Source organism: Mycolicibacterium sediminis, assembly GCF_010731735.1.
GTDB lineage: Bacteria > Actinomycetota > Actinomycetes > Mycobacteriales > Mycobacteriaceae > Mycobacterium > Mycobacterium sediminis.
In genome coordinates, this window is the sequence record NZ_AP022588.1 from 3,895,839 (window position 1) to 3,916,476 (window position 20,638).

A 20,638-nucleotide genomic window follows, 5' to 3' on the forward strand; every position below is an offset into this window, starting at 1 on the left:
ACCGGTGGACGGACGCCCCGGGCACCCGGTAGAAGTGGGAACGTGCCGCACGAGCTGGAGTTTCGCCGGGTCAAGGTCGACGAGGGAGACGGGTCTCGGCTGGTCTCGGCGATGGTCGGCGAGATGCGGGAGCTGTACTGGGACGTCGGTCCCGCCGCCGGATCCGGCGGCCTCGACCTCGATGCAGCGGACATGCCGAAGGCCGGTCCCGCCGAACTCGGCCCGCCGCACGGCACGTTCCTGGTCGGATACCGCGACGGCGTGGCCGTGTGCGGCGGCGGGCTCAAGCGCCTGCCCGACGGCACCTGCGAGATCAAGCGGATGTACGTCGTCCCCGAGGAACGCGGACGCGGCATCGCCCGGGTGCTGCTGCACGCCCTGGAGGACGCCGCGCGCGACCTCGGCTACGCCGTCGCGCGGCTCGACACCGGTCCGCGCCAGGATCACGCGCGGGACCTGTACCTCGCCGAGGGGTACGTCGAGGTGGGCAACTTCAACGCCAACCCCGTGGCCACCTTCTTCGGCGAGAAGCGGCTCTGACTAGCCTGGACGGGGTGTTCACCGGAATCGTCGAAGAACTGGGTGAGGTCGTCGCCAAGGAGGACCTGGTGGACGCCGCCCGGTTCGTCATCCGCGGCCCGGTCGTCACCAGTGATGCTGGTCACGGCGACTCGATCGCCGTGAACGGCGTATGCCTGACCGTGGTGGAAGTCCTCCCCGACGGCGCGTTCTCCGCCGACGTCATGGCCGAGACCCTCGACCGTTCGAGCCTGGCCGGCGTCGGCGTCGGCAGCCGGGTGAACCTCGAGCGCGCCGCCGCCCTCAACAGCCGCCTCGGCGGGCACATCGTCCAGGGTCACGTCGACGGCACCGGGCAGGTGGTGGCCCGTACGCCCTCGGAGAACTGGGAGGTGGTGCGGATTTCCTTGCCCGACACGGTCTCCCGGTACGTGGTGGAGAAGGGGTCGATCACCGTCGACGGCATCTCCCTGACGGTGTCGGGGCTGGGGCCGGACTGGTTCGAGGTGTCGCTCATCCCCACCACCTTGCAGCTCACCACGCTCGGCGGCGCTCCGGTCGGAACCCCGGTCAACCTGGAGGTGGACGTCATCGCCAAGTACGTCGAGCGACTGCTCGGCGCGCGGGAGATCGGCTGATCCACCCACCGGTCGGTAGCGGGCAATAACTCGTGACCGTCGGTGGTTCATACTGAAGTCGAGTGAGATGGTCCCGGGCGTGCGCCCCTTCGAAGTAGGTGACTGAGATGACGAGGCTTGATTCCGTCGAACGGGCGATAGCCGACATTGCGGCGGGCAAGGCCGTCGTCGTCATCGACGACGAGGACCGGGAGAACGAGGGCGACCTCATCTTCGCCGCAGAGAAGGCCACGCCCGAGCTGGTGGCGTTCATGGTGCGCTACACCTCGGGCTACCTCTGTGTGCCGCTGTCCGGTGAGATCTGCGACCGGCTCGGCCTGCTGCCGATGTACGCGGTGAACCAGGACAAGCACCAGACGGCCTACACCGTGACGGTGGACGCGCGCAGGGGTGTCGGCACCGGCATCTCGGCGTCGGACCGCGCGACCACGATGCGCCTGCTGGCCGACCCGACGGTCGTCAGCGACGACTTCACGAAGCCCGGCCACGTCGTCCCGCTGCGCGCCAAGGACGGCGGCGTACTGCGCAGGCCGGGGCACACCGAGGCGGCCGTGGACCTGGCCCGGCTGGCGGGTCTGCAGCCCGCCGGGGCGATCTGCGAGATCGTCAGCCAGAAGGACGAGGGCTCGATGGCCCAGACCGACGAACTCCGGGTGTTCGCCGACGACCACGACCTCGCATTGATCTCGATCGCCGACCTCATCGAGTGGCGCCGCAAGCACGAACGCCACATCGAGCGGATCGCCGAGGCACGCATCCCCACCCGCTACGGCGAGTTCCGCGCCGTCGGCTACACGAGCATCTACGACGACGTCGAGCACGTGGCGCTGGTGCGCGGCGACATCCCCGGTCCCGACGGTGACGGTCACGACGTGCTGGTGCGGGTGCACTCCGAGTGCCTGACCGGCGACGTGTTCGGCTCGCGGCGCTGCGACTGCGGCCCGCAACTCGACGCCGCGTTGGCGATGGTGGCCCGGGAGGGCCGCGGCGTCGTGCTCTACATGCGCGGCCACGAGGGTCGCGGCATCGGCCTGCTGCACAAGCTGCAGGCGTATCAGCTGCAGGACGCCGGGGCCGACACCGTCGACGCCAACCTGAAGCTCGGCCTGCCCGCGGACGCCCGCGACTACGGCATCGGCGCGCAGATCCTCGTCGATCTCGGGATTCGCTCGATGCGGCTGCTCACGAACAACCCGGCCAAGCGGGTCGGGCTGGACGGCTACGGCCTGCACATCATCGAGCGCGTGCCGCTGCCGGTGCGCGCGAACTCGGAGAACATCCGCTACCTGATGACCAAGCGGGATCGCATGGGTCACGACCTGACCGGTCTCGACGACTACGCCGAATCGGTCGACATGGACGGCTACGACGAGGCCGTGTACCTGCTGGGCGATCGTCTGCCGCCGACCGCGGGCGAGTCGGGCGGCGGCAAGTGAGTGGCCACGGGGTCCCCGATCTGCCGGTCGTGGACGCGTCCGAACTGAGCCTGGCGATCGTCGCGAGCACCTGGCACGACCAGATCTGCAACGCGCTGCTCGACGGCGCCGTGCGCACCGCGAAGGACTGCGGCATCGCCGAGCCGACCATCGTCCGAGTCCTCGGCGCGATCGAGATCCCGGTGGTGGCGCAGGCGTTGGCGGCCAAGCACGATGCGGTCGTCGCGCTGGGCGTGGTGATCCGCGGTCAGACCCCGCACTTCGACTACGTGTGCGACGCCGTCACCCAGGGCCTCACCCGGGTGTCGCTCGACGAGTCGACCCCGGTGGCCAACGGCGTCCTCACCGTCAACGACGAGGCGCAGGCCATCGACCGGGCGGGACTTCCGGGCTCGTCCGAGGACAAGGGCGCCCAGGCCGCCGCCGCCGCGCTGTCGACGGCCCTGACGCTGCGCGATCTCGCCGCGTCGTGAGCGACGCCACGCGCTGGGACCTCGAGGTGCGCCCGCACCTCACGCCGTACTTCGCCTACGGCGCAGCGTTTCTCATCGCCGCCGCTCACATCGCGGTCGGCTTCCTGCTCAAGGTGGGGTCGAGCGGGGTCATCTTCCAGACCGCCGATCAGGTGGCGATCGCCGTGCTGGGCGTGATCATCGCCTGTCTGGTGCTGCTGTTCGCCCGGCCGCGGCTACGGGTCGGACCCGAGGGGATCGCGGTGCGAAACCTCGTCGTCGACAAGGTGATCCCGTGGGCGGACGTCGTGGACGTGTCGTTCCCGCAGGGCGCCCGCTGGGCCCGCGTCGACCTGCCCGACTACGAGTACGTGCCCGCCATGGCGATCCAGGCGGTCGACAAGGAACGCGCGGTCGACGCGATGGAACGGGTCCGCGCGCTGGTCGCGCGGTACCGCAGCGACGTCAGCTGACGGCCAGGCGCATCGTCACCTCGTCGGGCCGGCTCGCGGTCGGACCTCCCTCGTAGACGAACCCGAGCCCCTCGTACACCCCCATCGCAGCGGCGTTGGCCGACTCCACTCGCAACGTCACCGAACGGGCCCGTTCGCTCCGCGCCCAGCCCACCGCCGACGCCACCAGCTCCCGCCCCAGACCGCGCCGTCGCGCCGTCGGCTCCAGCCACAGCGAGTACAGGTAGACGGTGTCCGCGGTCTCCCGCTGCGCGCCGATGAGGCCGACCATGCGCTCGTCGACCACGGCGGCGAACTGGGCGTGCGAGCGCAGTCTGCGACGCCACCGCGCCGCGGTGAACGCCGCCTCCGTCCGGTACTGCAGGTCCTCGGTGCCGAGCGTGTCCCGCAGCGCGCGCAGCCGCAGCGTGGCGAAGGCACGCCAGTCGGTTTCGGCGAGTCGGATCACCGTCGTCGGGCTCACGACGTGCCTAGCCGACCATCGCGGGGGCGCTCGTCGCCATCGGCCGGCTCCGTTCGTCGTGTGCGATAGAATGCGCTGACAGTGACCGATTTTCGCAGGACCGCGCCGTACGTCGACGCGGCTCCGCCGCCGACGAGGGACGCGGTGTCCTCCGCCCCACCTGGGATACCCGAAATCGATACTCCGCTTCTCCCGGTCACGCAACTCATCACCCATCCCGGCACCAATCCCACGCTCACCCTGCCGGTCGTCCGCGGCACCCCGCCCGACGTCGACGCGGTCTGGCGCTACCTCGCCGAGCCCGCCGAGTTCTTCGGCGTGCCGATGCCCGGCCGGGCGGACCTCCGGACCGCGCTGACCGACGCCAACGCGACGGATCGGCACCGCGGCTCGGGCGTCCTCGCCGTCACGGTCACGTTGTTCGCCGTGGGTGGGGGGACGAGGACGCACGTCCGCGTCGACGCCGTCGAACCGTGGCGCCCGGCTCCGGTGCGGATCGCGGTCCTCGACGCCCCGGTCGGCGGGCTTGGCGCCTCGGCCCCGCACTGGCAGCGGATGGCGGCACGCACCACCAGCCTGGCCGCGTCGGACCGGCTGCACCGGTGGCTGGCCGACGACGGGTACTCCGACGCCGTCCCATCGGCGACCGATGGCACGCCCGTCCTCGGCGCGCTCGTGTTCGACACCCCGCGGGGCCCGGTGGGGCTCGACCGGTCCGAGCCCGCGTCGATCCTCGACCAGCTGGCCGGCGCCGGCCTCGTCCACGGCGTCACGCGGGTCGCGGAACGCCCCGCCGCCACCGCCGCCTGGTGGATCTCGCCGGGCTTCGAGACGCATCCCGTGGCGAGCGTCGGCGACACCCCGTACCAGTCCGCCGCACAGACGTTCCTGGAGCAGTCATGATCGACCGGTTCGACCCCGCCGCCTACCGTGCCCTGGGCATCGACGGCTACGAGTTCGCCGAAGGCAGGTTCACCGCGCAGTACACCTTGCGGGGGCAGGACCCGGCCGACGACGTCACCTTCGCCGAGGTCGTCGACTTCGGGCGAGAGCTGCCCGGACCCGTGGACGACCGGCTGCTGCGCCTGCTCGCCCTGACGTGTTCGCCGAGCTACTTCAAGGCCGCCGCGCCGGCCCGCATCGAGATCGACTTCCCCACTTCCGATTTCGAGAAGGACTACCTGCGCGAGCTGATCGCGGGTGGGCTCGGCGAGTTCGCATACACCAACGGGCTGCCCGCCGCGCTGACCCCCGAGGTGTCCGGACCGTCGGCCGACGGCGCGCCACCCCGCCCGCCGGACGCCTTCGACGCCACCGCCGAGCCGCTGGTGCCGGTGGGTGGCGGCAAGGACTCGGTGGTCACCATCGAGCTGCTCAAGCGCCACGGGTTCGATCCGATGCTGTTCAGCGTCAACGAGTTCGAGCCGATCGACCGGTGCATCGAGATCAGCGGTCTGGCCAGCACGCGGGTGCGGCGGACGATCTCGCGGACGCTCATCGAGGTCAACGCCCTCGGCGCACTCAACGGCCACGTTCCCGTCACGGCCATCAACAGCGTCGTCGGGCTGATCGTCGCCGACGCACTCGGCCTCGGTCCGGTCGTGTTCTCCAACGAGCGGTCGTCGAACGTCGGCAACGTGGAGTGGATGGGACGCGACGTCAACCACCAGTGGTCCAAGAGCATCGGCTACGAGACGCTGCTGCGGGACACGCTCGCCGGCCACGGCCTGAACCCCGACCGGTACTTCTCCCTGCTGCGCGCACTGTCGGAGTCGCAGATCGCCGACCGGTTCCGGGATTGTCCGCAGTACTTCGACGCGTTCATCAGCTGCAACCGTCCCTTCGCGCTCGATCCCGCCCGCCGCGCGGCATCATGGTGCGGGCACTGCCCGAAGTGCCTGTTCGTGTTCATCCTGATGGCGCCGCGCCTCGGACGGACGCGTCTCGAGGAGATCTTCGGCCGCGACCCGCTGGCCGACGACGGCAACCGGCCCGGCGTCGAGGACATCGTCGGGCTCGGTGCGCACAAGCCCTTCGAGTGCGTCGGCGAGTACTACGAGGCCGCCGAGGCCATGCTCGCGATCGTCGACGACCCGGCGTGGGACGGGCTGCCGATCGTCGAGGCAGTCCGGCCGCGCCGCGCCGAGCTCGCCGCCGTCGCGGGCACCGACGATCAGGGCGAGGGTGCCGTGAACTACGTGCCGGAGCGCTATGCGCCGGTGCTGGGCTGACACCACGCGATGATGGCCCGATGACCGAACCGCAACCCGATCTCGAGGGACGGGTGGTGGGCATCTGGGGCTTCGGCCGTGAGGGCATCTCGATGGCCCGAATGGCCTCTGCCGCAGGCGCATTGCGTGTCGAGGCCGTCGACGACGCCGGACGGCTGCCATACGAGACGCCGGAGGGGATCGACCGGCTCGTGGTGTACCGGGGCCCCGAACACCTCGCGCGACTGCACGAGTGCGACGTCGTCTTCGTCAGCCCGGGCATCCCATGGCACCAGCCGACGTTCGAGCAGCTGCGGGCGTCCGGCATCCGGATCTCCAGTGCCGCCGACTGGTTCGTCGCCAAGTTCGGCGCGCAGACCATCGGCGTGACCGGCACGAAGGGCAAGTCGACCACCGCGTCGTTCCTCGGTGGGCTGCTCAGGGGCCTCGGCGTCGACGCCGTGGTGGCCGGGAACATCGGCACTCCGCTGTCGGACCTGTCGCCCCGTCCTGGCGAGGTGGTGGTCGCGGAACTGTCCAGCCAGCAGGCGGCGCTGCTCGAGACCTCGCCGGCGGTGGCCGTCATCACCAATCTGTACGAGGACCACCTCGACTGGCACGGGGACACCGCCTCGTACTACGCGGCGAAGGCGAACGTGTTCCGGCACGGGGCCCGCTCGCTGGTGTGCACTCCCGACGTCGTCGCCCGCCTCGCGTCGATCGGGGTGACCGACCTCCCGCCGACGCTTCGCCTCGTCGACCCGGCCACCGTGCCGGACTTGCCGGGGGAGACGGTGATGTCGTTCGCGCACAACGCCGTCAACGCCGCGCTGGCCGTCGTCGCCGCGGCCGAGATGACGGGTCGCACCGTGGGCGACGACGTCGTGGTGGCCGCCGCGGCGGAGTTCGAGGGCCTGCCGCACCGCCTGCAGACCGTGCGCGTCACCGACGTGGACGGTCGCCCCGTCCGGTGGGTCGACGACACGCTCGCGACCACGGGGGAGAGCGTGGTGGCCGCCCTGCGGTCCACCCGTCCCGACGAGGTCGTCGCGCTGATCGTGGGAGGCATGGACCGTCACCTCGACTACGGCCAGGTGGACGACTACCTGACCGGCGGCGCGCGCCACGTGACGCTGGTGCAGTCGCCCAGCAACGGTGCCCGCATCGGCGCCGGGTTCGCCGCGGCCCACCCGGACCGGACCCACGTCGTCGGCAGCCTCGAGGAGGCGGTGCGGGTCGCTGCGGCGGTGCCCGGAGTCGACGTCGTGCTGCTGTCCCCGGGTGCCGCGAGTTACGACCTGTTCGCCAACTACGTCGCCAAGGGTGCCGCGTTCCGAACGTTCATCGACGCGCTCGGGTCCGCCACCGACGGCCCCCGGGGTGCCGTCCCACCCGCGAACTAACCTGGAACCCGTGCCCGATCCACAGACGTACCGACCCGCCGTCGGGTCCATCCCGGTCCAGCCGGGCGTCTATCGATTCCGGGATCCGCGCGGGCGCGTCATCTACGTCGGCAAGGCGAAGAGCCTGCGCAGCAGATTGAACTCCTACTTCTCCGACCTGTCGGCGCTGGCGCCCCGGACGCGGCAGATGGTGACCACCGCGGGCAGCGTCGAGTGGACGGTCGTCACCACCGAGGTCGAGGCGCTGCAGCTCGAGTACAACTGGATCAAGGAGTTCGATCCGCGGTTCAACATCCGGTACCGCGACGACAAGTCCTATCCGGTGCTCGCGGTCACGCTCAACGAGGAGTACCCGCGGCTGTTCGTCTACCGCGGGCCGCGGCGCAAGGGCGTCCGCTACTTCGGTCCGTACTCGCACGCCTGGGCGATCCGCGAGACGCTGGACCTGCTGCTGCGGGTGTTCCCGTCCCGCACCTGTTCGGCGGGAGTCTTCAAGCGGCACAGCCAGATCGGACGGCCCTGCCTGCTGGGCTACATCGACAAGTGCTCGGCGCCGTGCGTCGGCAAGGTGAGCGCCGCCGAGCACCGGGCCATCGTCGACGACTTCTGCGACTTCCTGGCAGGCAAGACCGACCGCCTCGTCCGCGACATGGAGAAGCAGATGGCGGCGGCGGCCGAGGACCTCGACTTCGAGCGGGCGGCTCGGCTGCGTGACGACGTGGGTGCGCTCAAGCGTGCGCTGGAGAAGCAGACCGTCGTGTTCGGCGACGGTACCGACGCCGACGTCGTGGCCTTCGCCGACGACGACCTCGAGGCGGCGGTCCAGGTGTTCCACGTCCGCGGCGGCCGGGTGCGCGGCCAGCGCGGCTGGGTGGTCGAGAAGTCTGGCGAGCCAGGCGAATCCGGTCAGGAGCACCTGGTCGAGCAGTTCCTCACGCAGTTCTACGGCGACCAGGCCGAGCTGGGCGGCTCGAGCGACGAGGCCTCGGCCGCGGTACCGCGGGAGGTACTGGTTCCCGTGCTGCCCGACAACGTCGAGGAGCTCTCCGACTGGTTGACGGCGCTGCGCGGGTCACGGGTGCGGGTGCGGGTCCCGGTGCGCGGCGACAAGCGGGCGCTGGCAGAGACGGTGCACCGCAACGCCAAGGAGTCGCTGGCGCAGCACAAGCTCAAGCGCGCGGGTGACTTCAACGCGAGATCCGCGGCGCTGCAGAACATCCAGGAGTTCCTCGGACTGTCGGACGCCCCGCTGCGCATCGAGTGCATCGACATCAGCCACGTGCAGGGCACCGACGTCGTGGCGTCGCTCGTCGTCTTCGAGGACGGGCTCCCACGCAAGTCGGACTACCGGCACTACGCGATCCGGGAGGCCGCCGGCGAGGGCCGCTCGGACGACGTGGCGTCGATCGCCGAGGTGACCCGCAGGCGCTTCCTGCGGCACGTCAGCGACGCCGATCGCCCCCTGATCGAGGAGGGTAGGGCCCGCCGGTTCGCCTACCCGCCGAACCTGTTCGTCGTCGACGGCGGCGCCCCGCAGGTCAACGCCGCCGCCGACGTCCTCGAGGAACTGGGCGTGACCGACGTCGCGGTCATCGGGTTGGCCAAGCGCCTGGAGGAGGTCTGGGTGCCCGCCGAGCCGGACCCGGTGATCATGCCGCGCAACAGCGAGGGGCTGTTCCTGCTGCAGCGCGTGCGCGACGAGGCGCACCGGTTCGCCATCACGTATCACCGCAGCAAGCGGTCCAAGCGCATGACGGCGTCGGCGCTCGACTCGGTCCGGGGGCTGGGCGAACACCGCCGCAAGGCCCTCGTCACGCACTTCGGGTCCGTGGCCCGACTGAAGGAGGCGACCGTCGACGAGATCACCTCGGTGCCGGGGATCGGCGTCGCGACCGCCAAGGCGGTACTCGAGGCCCTGGGCGTGGAGGACGTGGGTGTGACGACCGAGGGCGCCCCCGTCGCCGAACAGGACGCGGGCGAGACGCTGATCGACCATGATCGAAGCCGGGCATCGGGATGACGAGCGAGGACGTGCGAAGCGACGTGGTGGGGGAACCGGGGGACGGCATCGACGTCGTCCTCGTCACCGGGCTGTCCGGGGCGGGCCGCGGGACCGCCGCGAAGGTGCTCGAGGACATCGGCTGGTACGTCGCCGACAACCTGCCGCCCGAACTGATCGCGCGGATGGTCGAACTCGGGTTGGCCGCGGGGTCGCGGATCACCCGCCTCGCGGTGGTGATGGACGTCCGCTCGCGGGGCTTCACCGGCGACCTCGACTGGGTGCGCAGCGACCTGGCGACCCGCAACATCTCGCCGCGGGTGCTGTTCCTCGAGGCGTCCGACGACATCCTGGTCCGCCGCTACGAGCAGAACCGCCGCAGCCACCCGCTGCAGGGCAATCACACGCTGGCCGAGGGCATCGCGGCCGAGCGTTCGCTGCTCGCCCCGGTGCGGGCGGCGGCCGACCTGGTCATCGACACCTCGAAGCTCTCGGTGCACGACCTGCGGGCCAGCATCGAGCGCGCGTTCAGCAGCGAGGCGGTGGCACACACCAGCGTCACCGTCGAGTCGTTCGGCTACAAGTACGGGCTGCCGATGGACGCCGACACCGTCATGGACGTCCGCTTCCTGCCCAACCCGCACTGGGTGGACGAACTCCGTCGGCACACCGGACAGCATCCGGCGGTCCGCGACTACGTCCTGGGGCAACCCGGCGCGGAGGACTTCCTCGACACCTACCATCGCCTTCTGGGCGTCGTCATCGACGGATACCGGCGGGAGGGGAAGCGCTACATGACCGTCGCCATCGGCTGCACCGGCGGCAAGCACCGCAGCGTCGCCATCGCCGAAGCCCTGGCGGCCCGCCTCGACGGCGGGGGAGACGAGCTGACCGTGCGGGTGCTGCACCGGGACATGGGTCGCGAATGAGCGCACGCATCGTCGCACTCGGTGGCGGGCACGGCCTATACGCGACACTCTCGGCGGCGCGACGCATCACCCCGCACGTGACGGCGGTGGTGACGGTCGCCGACGACGGCGGGTCGTCCGGCCGGCTCCGCAACGAACTCGACGTCGTCCCCCCGGGCGACCTCCGAATGGCGTTGGCGGCGTTGGCCGCCGACAGCCCGCACGGACAGCTGTGGGCCACGATCATCCAGCACCGCTTCGGCGGCAGCGGGGCGCTCGCCGGACATCCCATCGGCAACCTGCTCCTCGCCGGGCTCAACGAGGTGCTCGCCGACCCCGTCGCGGCGCTCGACGAACTCGGCCGGGTCCTCGGCCTCAAGGGGCGGGTGCTCCCGATGTGCCCGATCGCGCTGCAGATCGAGGCCGACGTGGGCGGGCTCGAGTCCGACCCGCGGATGAGCCGCGTCATCCGCGGTCAGGTCGGCATCGCCACCACCGTGGGCAAGGTGCGCCGGGTCCGTCTCCTCCCGGGGAACCCACCCGCCACCCGGCAGGCCGTCGACGCGATCATGGCGGCGGACCTGGTGGTCCTCGGGCCGGGATCCTGGTTCACCAGCGTGATCCCGCACGTGCTGGTCCCGCAGCTGGCGGCGGCGCTGCAGGCGACGACCGCGCGGCGGGCCGTCGTCCTCAACCTCGTCTCCGAGCCCGGGGAGACCGCCGGTTTCTCCGCCGAGCGGCATCTGCACGTGCTGGCCCAGCACGCACCGGGCTTCACCGTGCACGACATCGTCGTCGACGCGGCGAGCGTGCCCAGCGAACGCGAACGCGAACAACTGCGGCGCACCGCAGGCACTCTCGACGCGTCGGTCGAGTTTGCTGACGTGTCGCGACCTGGTACACCATTACATGACCCGGCGCGTCTGGCCGCGGCTCTGGAACGGGTGCGACTGCGGGGGACCGAATCCAGACCCCCGGCGCACCAGCCGACGACCATCACGCCTGCCATCCGGTCGGTCGACGAGAGGTGACTATTCCGTGGCGATGACTGCCGAGGTCAAGGACGAGCTGAGCCGACTGGTGATCAACTCGGTGAGCGCACGGCGTGCCGAGGTGGCGTCGCTGCTGCGCTTCGCGGGCGGGCTGCACATCGTCGCCGGCCGCGTCGTGGTCGAGGCAGAGGTCGATCTCGGGATCATCGCCCGCCGGCTCCGCAAGGACATCCACGACCTGTACGGCTACAACGCCGTCGTCCACGTGCTGTCGGCGACCGGCATCCGCAAGAGCACGCGGTACGTCGTGCGGGTGGCCCAGGACGGTGAGGCGCTGGCACGCCAGACCGGGTTGCTCGATCTGCGCGGCCGTCCCGTGCGCGGGTTGCCCGCGCAGGTGGTCGGCGGCAGCGTCGGGGATGCCGAGGCGGCGTGGCGCGGTGCGTTCCTGGCGCACGGGTCGCTGACCGAACCGGGCCGATCGTCCGCGCTGGAGGTGAGCTGCCCGGGACCGGAGGCGGCGCTGGCACTGGTCGGCGCGGCGCGGCGGTTGGGCGTCAGCGCGAAGGCGCGCGAGGTGCGCGGCGCGGACCGGGTCGTGGTCCGCGACGGCGAGGCCATCGGCGCCCTGCTGACCCGGATGGGCGCCCAGGACACCCGGTTGACGTGGGAGGAGCGCCGGATGCGGCGCGAGGTGCGGGCCACCGCGAACCGACTGGCGAACTTCGACGACGCGAACCTGCGCAGGTCTGCGCGCGCCGCCGTCGCGGCCGCCGCGCGGGTGGAGCGGGCACTGCACATCCTGGGCGACACGGTGCCCGACCACCTGTCCAACGCGGGCCGGCTGCGGGTCGAGCACCGGCAGGCCTCACTCGAGGAACTGGGCAGGCTGGCGGACCCGCCGATGACGAAAGACGCGGTGGCGGGACGCATCCGGCGGCTGCTGTCGATGGCCGACCGCAAGGCGAAGCAGGACGGCATTCCCGACACGGAGTCGGCGGTCACCCCAGACCTGCTCGACGACGCCTGACACCGGTCGTCCCCGGCCACGGGGTGTCCTGACCAGGCTGCGCCATCGGTGCGGTCCGGCACTAGGCTGGTCGCGAGTTGACATCGATCGGTCCCCACCGACAAAGGAGAGATGCGTGACCATCCGGGTAGGCGTGAACGGCTTCGGTCGAATCGGGCGGAACTTCTTTCGGGCGCTCGACGCGCAGAAGGCCGCGGGCAACAACCAGGACATCGAGATCGTCGCGGTCAACGACCTGACGGACAACGCGACACTGGCGCACCTGCTGAAGTTCGACTCCATCCTCGGCCGCCTGCCCTACGAGGTGAGCCTCGAGGGCGAGGACACCATCGTCGTCGGCGACCACAAGATCAAGGCGCTGGCCGTCAAGGAGGGCCCGTCGGCACTGCCCTGGGGCGACCTGGGCGTCGACGTGGTCGTCGAGTCGACCGGCATCTTCACCAAGCGCGACAAGGCGCAGGGCCACCTCGACTCCGGCGCCAAGAAGGTCATCATCTCCGCGCCGGCCACCGACGAGGACATCACGATCGTGCTGGGCGTCAACGACGACAAGTACGACGGCAGCCAGAACATCATCTCCAACGCGTCGTGCACCACGAACTGCCTCGGCCCGCTGGCCAAGGTGCTCAACGACGAGTTCGGCATCGTCAAGGGCCTGATGACCACGATTCACGCGTACACGCAGGATCAGAACCTGCAGGACGGCCCGCACAGCGACCTGCGTCGCGCCCGCGCCGCAGCGATCAACATCGTGCCCACCTCGACCGGTGCCGCCAAGGCCATCGGACTGGTCCTCCCCGAATTGAAGGGCAAGCTCGACGGTTACGCGCTGCGCGTGCCGATCCCCACGGGCTCGGTCACCGACCTCACCGCGCACCTGTCGAAGTCGGCCAGCGCGGCGGACATCAACGCCGCGTTCAAGGCCGCCGCCGAGGGCAAGCTCAAGGGCATCCTCAAGTACTACGACGCCCCGATCGTGTCGAGCGACATCGTCACCGACCCGCACAGCTCGCTGTTCGACTCCGGTCTGACGAAGGTCATCGACGACCAGGCGAAGGTCGTGTCCTGGTACGACAACGAGTGGGGTTACTCGAACCGCCTCGTGGACCTGGTCGCGCTGGTGGGCAAGTCGCTGTAACGACGATGGCTGTCAAGACGCTCGAAGATCTGCTGGCCGACGGCGTCGAGGGTCGGGGCGTGCTGGTGCGCTCCGACCTGAACGTGCCGCTCGACGACGACGGGAACATCTCGGATCCGGGCCGCATCATCGCCTCGGTGCCGACGCTCCAGAAGCTCGCCGACGCCGGCGCGAAGGTCATCGTCACCGCTCACCTCGGGCGGCCGAAGGACGGGCCGGACCCGAAGTTCTCGCTGGCGCCGGTTGCGGCCGCGCTCGGCGAGAAGCTCGGTCGGCACGTCCAGCTGGCCGGTGACGTCGTGGGCACCGACGCGCTCGCGCGCGCCGAGGGCCTGACCGACGGCGACGTGCTGCTGCTGGAGAACATCCGGTTCGAGCCGCGCGAGACCAGCAAGGACGACGACGAGCGCCTCGCGCTGGCGAAGTCGCTCGTCGAACTCGTCGGCGACGACGGTGCGTTCGTGTCCGACGGCTTCGGCGTGGTGCACCGCAAGCAGGCGTCGGTGTACGACGTCGCGACGCTGCTGCCGCACTACGCGGGCACCCTGGTGGCGACCGAGGTCGAGGTGCTCGAGCAGCTGACCAGTTCGACGGAGCGGCCCTACGCGGTCGTGCTCGGCGGGTCGAAGGTGTCCGACAAGCTCGCGGTCATCGAGAACCTGGCGACCAAGGCCGACAGCATCGTCATCGGCGGCGGCATGTGCTTCACCTTCCTTGCAGCGCAGGGAGTTTCGGTGGGCAACTCGCTGCTGCAGGAGGAGATGATCGACACCTGCAAGAAGCTGCTCGAGGACTACGGCGACGTGATCCACCTCCCCGTCGACATCGTGGTGGCGAAGGAGTTCGCCGCCGACTCGCCGCCCAGCACGGTGTCCGCGACCGAGATCCCCGACGGCACGATGGGGCTCGACATCGGTCCCGAGTCGGTCAAGCGCTTCACCGCCCTGCTGTCGAACGCGAAGACGGTGTTCTGGAACGGCCCCATGGGCGTGTTCGAGTTCCCGGAGTTCGCGGCGGGCACCAAGGGCGTCGCGGAGGCGATCATCGGGGCCACTGCCAAGGGCGCGTTCAGCGTCGTCGGTGGCGGCGACTCGGCCGCGGCGGTCCGCCAGCTCGGTCTGCCCGAGGACGGCTTCTCGCACATCTCCACCGGCGGCGGCGCCTCGCTGGAGTACCTCGAGGGCAAGACGCTGCCCGGCATCCAGATCATCTCGTCCGCCAGTCCCTCGAGCTAGGAGCCCCTTCCGTGGCACGCACACCGCTCATCGCCGGCAACTGGAAGATGAACCTCAACCACTTCGAGGCCATCGCCCTGGTGCAGAAGATCGCATTCTCGTTGCCGGACAAGTACTTCGACCACGTCGACGTCACCGTCATCCCGCCGTTCACCGACCTGCGCAGCGTGCAGACGCTGGTGGACGGTGACAAGCTGCGCCTCACCTACGGCGCGCAGGACGTGTCCCAGCACGACTCCGGCGCCTACACCGGCGAGATCAGCGGCGCGTTCCTCGCGAAGCTCGGGTGCACGTTCGCGGTCGTCGGCCACTCGGAGCGCCGCACGTATCACGCCGAGGACGACGCCCTGGTGGCGGCGAAGGCGGCGGCGGCACTGAAGCACGGCTTGACGCCGATCGTGTGCATCGGCGAGGCGCTCGAGGTCCGTGAGGCCGGCGATCACGTCGCGTACAACGTCACCTCGCTGCGGGGGTCGCTGGCCGGTCTGTCGGCCGAACAGATCTCCCGCGTGGTCATCGCCTACGAGCCGGTGTGGGCCATCGGCACGGGTCGCGTCGCGAGTGCGGCCGACGCCCAGGAGGTGTGCGCGGCGATCCGGTCGGAGCTCGCCGAGTTGGCGTCCATCGACGTCGCCGCCTCGGTTCGGGTGCTCTACGGCGGTTCGGTGAACGCGAAGAACGTCGGCGAGATCGTCGGTCAGGACGACGTCGACGGTGCACTGGTCGGCGGTGCGTCGCTGGACGGCGAGCAGTTCGCGACGCTGTCGGCGATCGCCGCCGGCGGGCCGCTGCCCTGATCGCGCCGTCACCCGCTGCCCTGATCGCGCCGTCACCCGCTGGCAGGATCGGCGTCTCCGGCACGGTAGTCTGAACGCCATGTTCCTGGCTTTGCAGATCACCCTCATCGTCACCAGTCTGTTGACGGTGTTGCTGGTGTTGTTGCACCGCGCCAAGGGTGGTGGCCTGTCGACGTTGTTCGGCGGCGGCGTGCAGTCCAGCCTGTCGGGCTCGACCGTCGTCGAGAAGAACCTCGACCGCCTCACCTACTTCGTCGTCGGCATCTGGTTGGTGTCGATCATCGGCGTGGCGCTGCAGATCAAGTACGGCGTCGGCGTCTAACGCCCGCACCCCTCACCGGGAGCCGAACGGGCCGTCGCGGACGAAGCGGACGAACCCGTCGACGAACGCACGCGCCTCGTCCCGCGGCAGTGTGGCGAGGTAGTCGTCGAAGGCGTCGTCGAGACGCTCGCGCATGACTCCCACCTGCTGGGCGCCGCGCTCGGTGAGCGTCAGCAGCGTCGTCCTTCCGTCGCGCGGGTCCGGTTCGCGACGGAGCAACCCGGCCACCTCCAGGCGGTCGGCGTGCCTGCTGACGACGGACCGGTCGAGGCCGACGTCGGCGGCGAGTTCGGCGGCACTGCGGCTGCCGACACGGTCCAGCGCGCTGATCACCGGATAGGTCGCGGCGTCGATGGCGGCGTCGAGGTCGTGCGTCAGCAACCCGTACATCCGGGATCGGGTGGAGCGCTGCAGCACCTCGGCGAAGGCCGCGGCGAGCGTCGCGCCCAGGCGTGTCACCGGTGTCGGGGCGCGTCCGCCAGGACCGAGGCCACGCGCGGGTCGCGCACCGCGAGCACCTCGAAGAGCCCGATCGCGTCCAGTGCGGGCCTGGCGGCGCGGATCTCGGTCGCGATCGCCTCGAACTCGGCGGAGCCGTCCGCGGCCGCTCCGAGTGCCGTGGCGTTGGCGAGGAATGCGGCGACCGTGCCCTTGCGGACGGCGACGCCGCCGACCGTGGTGTGGTCGACGCCGTCGGCGAGGACGTCCTCTGGTGTGGTGATCGGGTCCCGTGCCACGTGCGTCCTCCTCGACTGGTGCGTGCATCGTGCACGCACGTCGACCGTACCATCACCGTGCACGGTGCACGCATTCGTCCGCGACCCTGCGAGGTCGCCATGCGGCACCTCGGCGGCCAGACGATAATCGAGCCATGGCCGACGCATCCGACACCGTCCTCGAACCGATCGGGTCCGTCCTGCGCACCCGGGTGGGACGTGAAGCGACCGAACCGATGCGCGACGACATCCGCCTGCTGGGGACGATCCTCGGTGACACCGTGCGCGAGCAGAGCGGTGACGAGGTGTTCGAACTCGTCGAGAACGCGCGCGTCGAATCGTTCCGGGTCCGTCGATCCGAGATCGAGCGCGTCGAGCTGGCGCGACTGTTCGACGGCATCGACGTCCACCAGGCGATTCCGGTCATCCGCGCGTTCACCCACTTCGCGCTGCTGGCCAACGTCGCGGAGGACATCCACCGCGAGCGGCGCCGCGCGGTGCACGTGGCGGCGGGGGAGCCGCCGCAGACGAGCAGCCTGGCGGCGACCTACCTCAAACTGGAGTCCGCCGACCTCGACTCCGCCACGGTCGCCGACGCGCTGTACGGCGCCCTGGTGTCGCCGGTGATCACCGCCCACCCGACGGAGACCCGGCGCCGCACCGTGTTCGACACGCAGCACCGGATCACCGAGCTGATGCGACGGCGCGCCCAGGGCCACGACAGCACCGACGACGGACGCAGCATCGAACTCGAACTGCGCCGGCACATCCTCACCCTGTGGCAGACCGCGCTGATCCGGCTGTCCCGCCTCAAGATCCAGGACGAGATCGAGACCGGCCTGCGCTACTACCCGTCGGCGTTCTTCGAGGTGATCCCGAAGGTGAACGCCGAGATCCGTACCGCGCTGCAGGCCCGCTGGCCCGACGCCCACGTGCTGGCCGAGCCGATCCTGCGGCCCGGCTCGTGGATCGGCGGCGACCGGGACGGCAACCCGAACGTGACGGCCGAGGTGGTGCGGCTCGCCACGGGCAGCGCCGCGTTCACCGCGCTGAACCACTACTTTGCGGAGATCAGCGCGCTCGAGGAGGAGCTGTCGATGTCGGCCCGGCTGGTGCGGGTCACCGACGACCTCGCCGCGCTGGCCGAGACCTGCGCCGAACCCGCACGCGCCGACGAGCCCTACCGGCGAGCGCTGCGCGCCGTCCACGCCCGCTTGACGGCGACGGCGCACCAGATCCTCGACCGACAGCCGGAGCGCACGCTCGACCTGGGTCTCGAGCGGTACGAGACGCCGGAGGACCTCCTCGCCGACCTCGACGTCGTGGACGGCTCGCTGCGCGCCAACGGCAGCGCGGTCGTCGCCGACGACCGCCTCGCCCGGTTGCGGGAAGCGGTGCACGTCTTCGGGTTCCACCTCTCCGGCCTCGACATGCGGCAGAACTCGGACGTCCACGAGGAGGTCGTCGCGGAGCTGCTGGCATGGGCGGGCGTGCATCCCGACTACGGTTCGCTGTCCGAGGACGAACGCGTCGAGCTGTTGATCGGCGAACTCGCCACCCGCCGCCCGCTCGTCGGCCCGGACGCCGATCTCTCCGAGTTGGCGCGCAAGGAGGTCGACATCGTCACCGCCGGCGCCCGCGCGGTGAAGGTGTTCGGGCCCAACGCCGTTCCGAACTACATCATCTCGATGTGCCAGTCGGTGTCCGACATGCTGGAGGCGGCGATCCTGCTGAAGGAGGCCGGGCTGATCAGCGTTCCCGGGGGAGCGTCGGGTGACCAACCGTATGCCCCCGTCGGCATCGTCCCGCTGTTCGAGACCATCGACGACCTGCAGCGCGGCTCGGCGATCCTCGAGGCGGTGCTGGACCTGCCGCTGTACCGCGCGCTCGTCACCGCCCGCGGGGAGCAGCAGGAGGTCATGCTCGGGTACTCGGACTCGAACAAGGACGGCGGCTACCTCGCGGCCAACTGGGCGCTCTACCGCGCCGAACTCGACCTGGTCGAGACCGCCCGCACGACCGGGATCAGGCTGCGGCTCTTCCACGGTCGCGGCGGCACCGTGGGACGCGGCGGCGGCCCGAGCTACGACGCCATCCTGGCGCAGCCGCCCGGCGCGGTGCGCGGGTCGCTGCGGATCACCGAGCAGGGCGAGATCATCGCGGCCAAGTACGCCGAGCCGAGGATCGCGCATCGCAACCTCGAGACGCTACTCGCCGCGACGCTCGAGTCGACGCTGCTCGACGTCGAAGGGCTCGGCGACACCGCCGAACCCGCCTACGAGGTGCTCGACGACCTGGCCGCCCGCGCCCAGCGTGCCTACGGTGCGCTGGTGCACGACACCGACGGCTTCGTCGAGTACTTCAAGGCCTCGACGCCGGTCAGCGAGATCGGCGCGCTGAACATCGGCAGCCGACCGGCGTCACGCAAGCCGACTGAGTCGATCTCCGACCTGCGCGCGATCCCCTGGGTGCTGGCGTGGAGTCAGTCCCGGGTGATGCTGCCCGGGTGGTACGGCACGGGGACTGCGGTCGAGGAGTGGCTCGACGCCGGACCCGAGACCCGTGACGAGAAGGTGGGCGTGCTCCGGGACCTCTACGAGCGCTGGCCGTTCTTCCGGACCGTGCTGTCCAACATGGCGCAGGTGATGGCCAAGGCCGACATGGGCCTCGCGGCGCGGTACTCCGAACTCGTCGAGGACGAGGCGTTGCGGCGCAGGGTGTTCGACCAGATCGTGGCGGAGTACCACCGGACCATCGCCGTGCACGAACTGATCACCGGCCAGGACGACCTCCTCGCCGACAACCCGTCGCTGGCGCGGTCGGTGTTCAACCGCTTCCCCTACCTGGAACCGCTGAACCACCTGCAGGTCGAATTGCTGCGCCGGTTCCGCGCCGGTGACGCCGAGGAGCTGGTGCAGCGCGGCATCCTGCTCACGATGAGCGGCTTGGCGACGGCGCTGCGGAACAGCGGCTAGCGCAGCAGTCGGGCGACGTCGTCGACCGCCGCGCGGATCGCGGCACCGAACGCGGGGCTGCCGGTGTGCCCGGCGTCGTCGATCAGCGCGAGCCGTCCCGACGGCCACCGCTTCGCCAGCTCCCATGCGGTCTGCGCGGGGCAGCTCAGGTCGAGCCTGCCGTGCACCATGCGGCCGGGTAGGTGCCCGATCGCGTCCATGCCGGCCAGCAGCTCGCCGTCGCGCAGCCAGGCATGGTGGCCGAAGTAGTGCGCGGCCAGCCGGACGAACGCGGTGCGGTCGAGACCCGTTCGGCGGGCGTAGTTCCCGGGTGACCCCGTCGACTCGTGGGCGATGACGGCGTCCTCCCAGGCGCACCAGTCGTGGGCGGCGCGTTCCCGGACGTCCGCGTCGGGGTCGGCGATCAGCCGGGCGTACGCGGCGATCAGGTCCGCACTCGAGTCCGAATGGGCGCCTGGCCCGGCGCCGGCGCGGAAGTCGTCCCACGCGTCGGGCACCAGTCGCCGCACTCCGCGGTAGAGCCAGTCGATCTCGCCGGGCGTCGACGTCGTCACGGCGACCAGCAGCAGCCCGGTCACCCGGTCGGGATGGCGCTGCGCGTAGGTCAGGGCGAGCGTCGACCCCCACGACGCCCCGTACACCAGCCATCGCTCGATGCCGAGGTGCTCGCGGAGACGTTCGACGTCGGCGACGAGATGCGGTGTGGTGTTCGCCTCGAGCGACACCGCGGGGTCGCCGACGTTGGGCAGACTCTCACCGCATCCCCGCTGATCGAACAGCACGGTACGGAACACCGCCGGGTCGAACGCCTTCCAGCCGCCGCGCGACCCACCCCCACCCGGCCCGCCGTGCAGGCACACCACCGGTATCCCGTCGGGGTTGCCCGCCTCGCCGAACCACACCGTTTGACCGTCTCCGACGTCGAGCATGCC

The 20,638-nt window shown here is 70.7% G+C and carries 21 protein-coding genes; 17 read left to right on the forward strand and 4 right to left on the reverse strand.

The annotated features are described in order from the left end of the window. Window positions 1-42: 42 nt before the first annotated feature. The 5 genes from G6N64_RS18695 (at window position 43) to G6N64_RS18715 (ending at window position 3,518) form a co-directional block, all read left to right on the forward strand. Window positions 43-540: a GNAT family N-acetyltransferase gene (locus G6N64_RS18695; RefSeq protein WP_163798623.1), complete on the forward strand. Its 498-nt coding sequence runs from the start codon at window positions 43-45 to the stop codon at window positions 538-540. Window positions 541-554: 14 nt separating this feature from the next. Further along, window positions 555-1,157 carry a riboflavin synthase gene (locus G6N64_RS18700; RefSeq protein ID WP_163798625.1) on the forward strand — a complete coding sequence of 201 codons (603 nt, stop codon included), beginning with the start codon at window positions 555-557 and terminating at the stop codon, window positions 1,155-1,157. 107 nt (window positions 1,158-1,264) lie between these two features. Next, window positions 1,265-2,593, forward strand: coding sequence for a bifunctional 3,4-dihydroxy-2-butanone-4-phosphate synthase/GTP cyclohydrolase II (locus tag G6N64_RS18705; RefSeq protein WP_163798627.1), 1,329 nt, complete (start codon window positions 1,265-1,267; stop codon window positions 2,591-2,593). Beyond that, entirely contained in the window at window positions 2,590-3,066 is a 477-nt protein-coding gene (gene ribH, locus G6N64_RS18710) for a 6,7-dimethyl-8-ribityllumazine synthase (RefSeq protein ID WP_163798629.1), read from the forward strand. Before G6N64_RS18705 ends, ribH begins: the two co-directional genes overlap by 4 nt. Further along, a complete protein-coding gene (locus G6N64_RS18715; RefSeq protein ID WP_163798631.1) occupies window positions 3,063-3,518 on the forward strand; it encodes a PH domain-containing protein in 456 nt (151 codons plus the stop codon). The genes ribH and G6N64_RS18715 overlap by 4 nt, the downstream gene beginning before the upstream one ends. Here the strand turns inward: G6N64_RS18715 and G6N64_RS18720 are convergent. Then, the gene (locus G6N64_RS18720) at window positions 3,511-3,981 is read right to left on the reverse strand and encodes a GNAT family N-acetyltransferase (RefSeq protein ID WP_163798633.1); all 471 of its coding nucleotides are present in this window, start codon (window positions 3,979-3,981) and stop codon (window positions 3,511-3,513) included. The two genes, G6N64_RS18715 and G6N64_RS18720, sit on opposite strands and share 8 nt — an antisense overlap. Window positions 3,982-4,062: 81 nt before the next feature. On the opposite strand from G6N64_RS18720, the gene G6N64_RS18725 reads away from it, so the two are divergent. The 11 genes from G6N64_RS18725 (at window position 4,063) to secG (ending at window position 16,015) form a co-directional block, all read left to right on the forward strand. Continuing rightward, on the forward strand, window positions 4,063-4,884 hold the full coding sequence (locus G6N64_RS18725) for an aminotransferase class IV (RefSeq protein ID WP_163798635.1): 822 nt from the start codon (window positions 4,063-4,065) through the stop codon (window positions 4,882-4,884). Then, window positions 4,881-6,212: a MurL-like N-terminal domain-containing gene (locus G6N64_RS18730; protein ID WP_163798637.1), complete on the forward strand. Its 1,332-nt coding sequence runs from the start codon at window positions 4,881-4,883 to the stop codon at window positions 6,210-6,212. The genes G6N64_RS18725 and G6N64_RS18730 overlap by 4 nt, the downstream gene beginning before the upstream one ends. A 20-nt stretch (window positions 6,213-6,232) precedes the next feature. Beyond that, on the forward strand, window positions 6,233-7,594 hold the full coding sequence (gene murD / locus G6N64_RS18735) for a UDP-N-acetylmuramoyl-L-alanine--D-glutamate ligase (RefSeq protein WP_163798640.1): 1,362 nt from the start codon (window positions 6,233-6,235) through the stop codon (window positions 7,592-7,594). Window positions 7,595-7,604: 10 nt separating this feature from the next. Then, entirely contained in the window at window positions 7,605-9,614 is a 2,010-nt protein-coding gene (gene uvrC, locus G6N64_RS18740) for an excinuclease ABC subunit UvrC (RefSeq protein ID WP_163798642.1), read from the forward strand. Further along, complete coding sequence (gene rapZ, locus G6N64_RS18745) at window positions 9,611-10,522, forward strand: RNase adapter RapZ (protein ID WP_163798644.1); 912 nt, start codon at window positions 9,611-9,613, stop codon at window positions 10,520-10,522. Before uvrC ends, rapZ begins: the two co-directional genes overlap by 4 nt. Next, entirely contained in the window at window positions 10,519-11,532 is a 1,014-nt protein-coding gene (gene yvcK, locus G6N64_RS18750; protein WP_163798647.1) for a uridine diphosphate-N-acetylglucosamine-binding protein YvcK, read from the forward strand. Before rapZ ends, yvcK begins: the two co-directional genes overlap by 4 nt. A gap of 13 nt (window positions 11,533-11,545) precedes the next feature. Then, window positions 11,546-12,523, forward strand: a complete 978-nt coding sequence (gene whiA / locus G6N64_RS18755) for a DNA-binding protein WhiA (protein ID WP_163801934.1) — start codon at window positions 11,546-11,548, stop codon at window positions 12,521-12,523. 115 nt (window positions 12,524-12,638) lie between these two features. Continuing rightward, window positions 12,639-13,661: a type I glyceraldehyde-3-phosphate dehydrogenase gene (gene gap / locus G6N64_RS18760; RefSeq protein WP_163798649.1), complete on the forward strand. Its 1,023-nt coding sequence runs from the start codon at window positions 12,639-12,641 to the stop codon at window positions 13,659-13,661. Between the two features lie 5 nt (window positions 13,662-13,666). After that, on the forward strand, window positions 13,667-14,896 hold the full coding sequence (locus G6N64_RS18765) for a phosphoglycerate kinase (protein WP_163798651.1): 1,230 nt from the start codon (window positions 13,667-13,669) through the stop codon (window positions 14,894-14,896). Between the two features lie 11 nt (window positions 14,897-14,907). Beyond that, the gene (tpiA, locus tag G6N64_RS18770; protein WP_163798653.1) at window positions 14,908-15,693 is read left to right on the forward strand and encodes a triose-phosphate isomerase; all 786 of its coding nucleotides are present in this window, start codon (window positions 14,908-14,910) and stop codon (window positions 15,691-15,693) included. A 79-nt stretch (window positions 15,694-15,772) separates the two neighbouring features. Beyond that, window positions 15,773-16,015 (forward strand): preprotein translocase subunit SecG, encoded by a 243-nt coding sequence (gene secG / locus G6N64_RS18775; protein WP_163798654.1) that lies wholly within the window; start codon window positions 15,773-15,775, stop codon window positions 16,013-16,015. Between the two features lie 12 nt (window positions 16,016-16,027). Here secG and G6N64_RS18780 read toward each other — a convergent pair whose 3' ends face one another. Then, the gene (locus G6N64_RS18780) at window positions 16,028-16,474 is read right to left on the reverse strand and encodes a MarR family winged helix-turn-helix transcriptional regulator (protein ID WP_246230709.1); all 447 of its coding nucleotides are present in this window, start codon (window positions 16,472-16,474) and stop codon (window positions 16,028-16,030) included. After that, a complete protein-coding gene (locus tag G6N64_RS18785; RefSeq protein WP_197748283.1) occupies window positions 16,471-16,752 on the reverse strand; it encodes a hypothetical protein in 282 nt (93 codons plus the stop codon). Before G6N64_RS18785 ends, G6N64_RS18780 begins: the two co-directional genes overlap by 4 nt. A gap of 134 nt (window positions 16,753-16,886) precedes the next feature. Here G6N64_RS18785 and ppc point away from each other — a divergent pair, with 134 nt between their 5' ends. Further along, the gene (gene ppc, locus G6N64_RS18790; protein WP_163798657.1) at window positions 16,887-19,706 is read left to right on the forward strand and encodes a phosphoenolpyruvate carboxylase; all 2,820 of its coding nucleotides are present in this window, start codon (window positions 16,887-16,889) and stop codon (window positions 19,704-19,706) included. Here the strand turns inward: ppc and pip are convergent. Further along, complete coding sequence (pip, locus tag G6N64_RS18795) at window positions 19,703-20,635, reverse strand: prolyl aminopeptidase (protein WP_163798659.1); 933 nt, start codon at window positions 20,633-20,635, stop codon at window positions 19,703-19,705. The genes ppc and pip overlap by 4 nt on opposite strands. Window positions 20,636-20,638 lie beyond the last annotated feature (3 nt).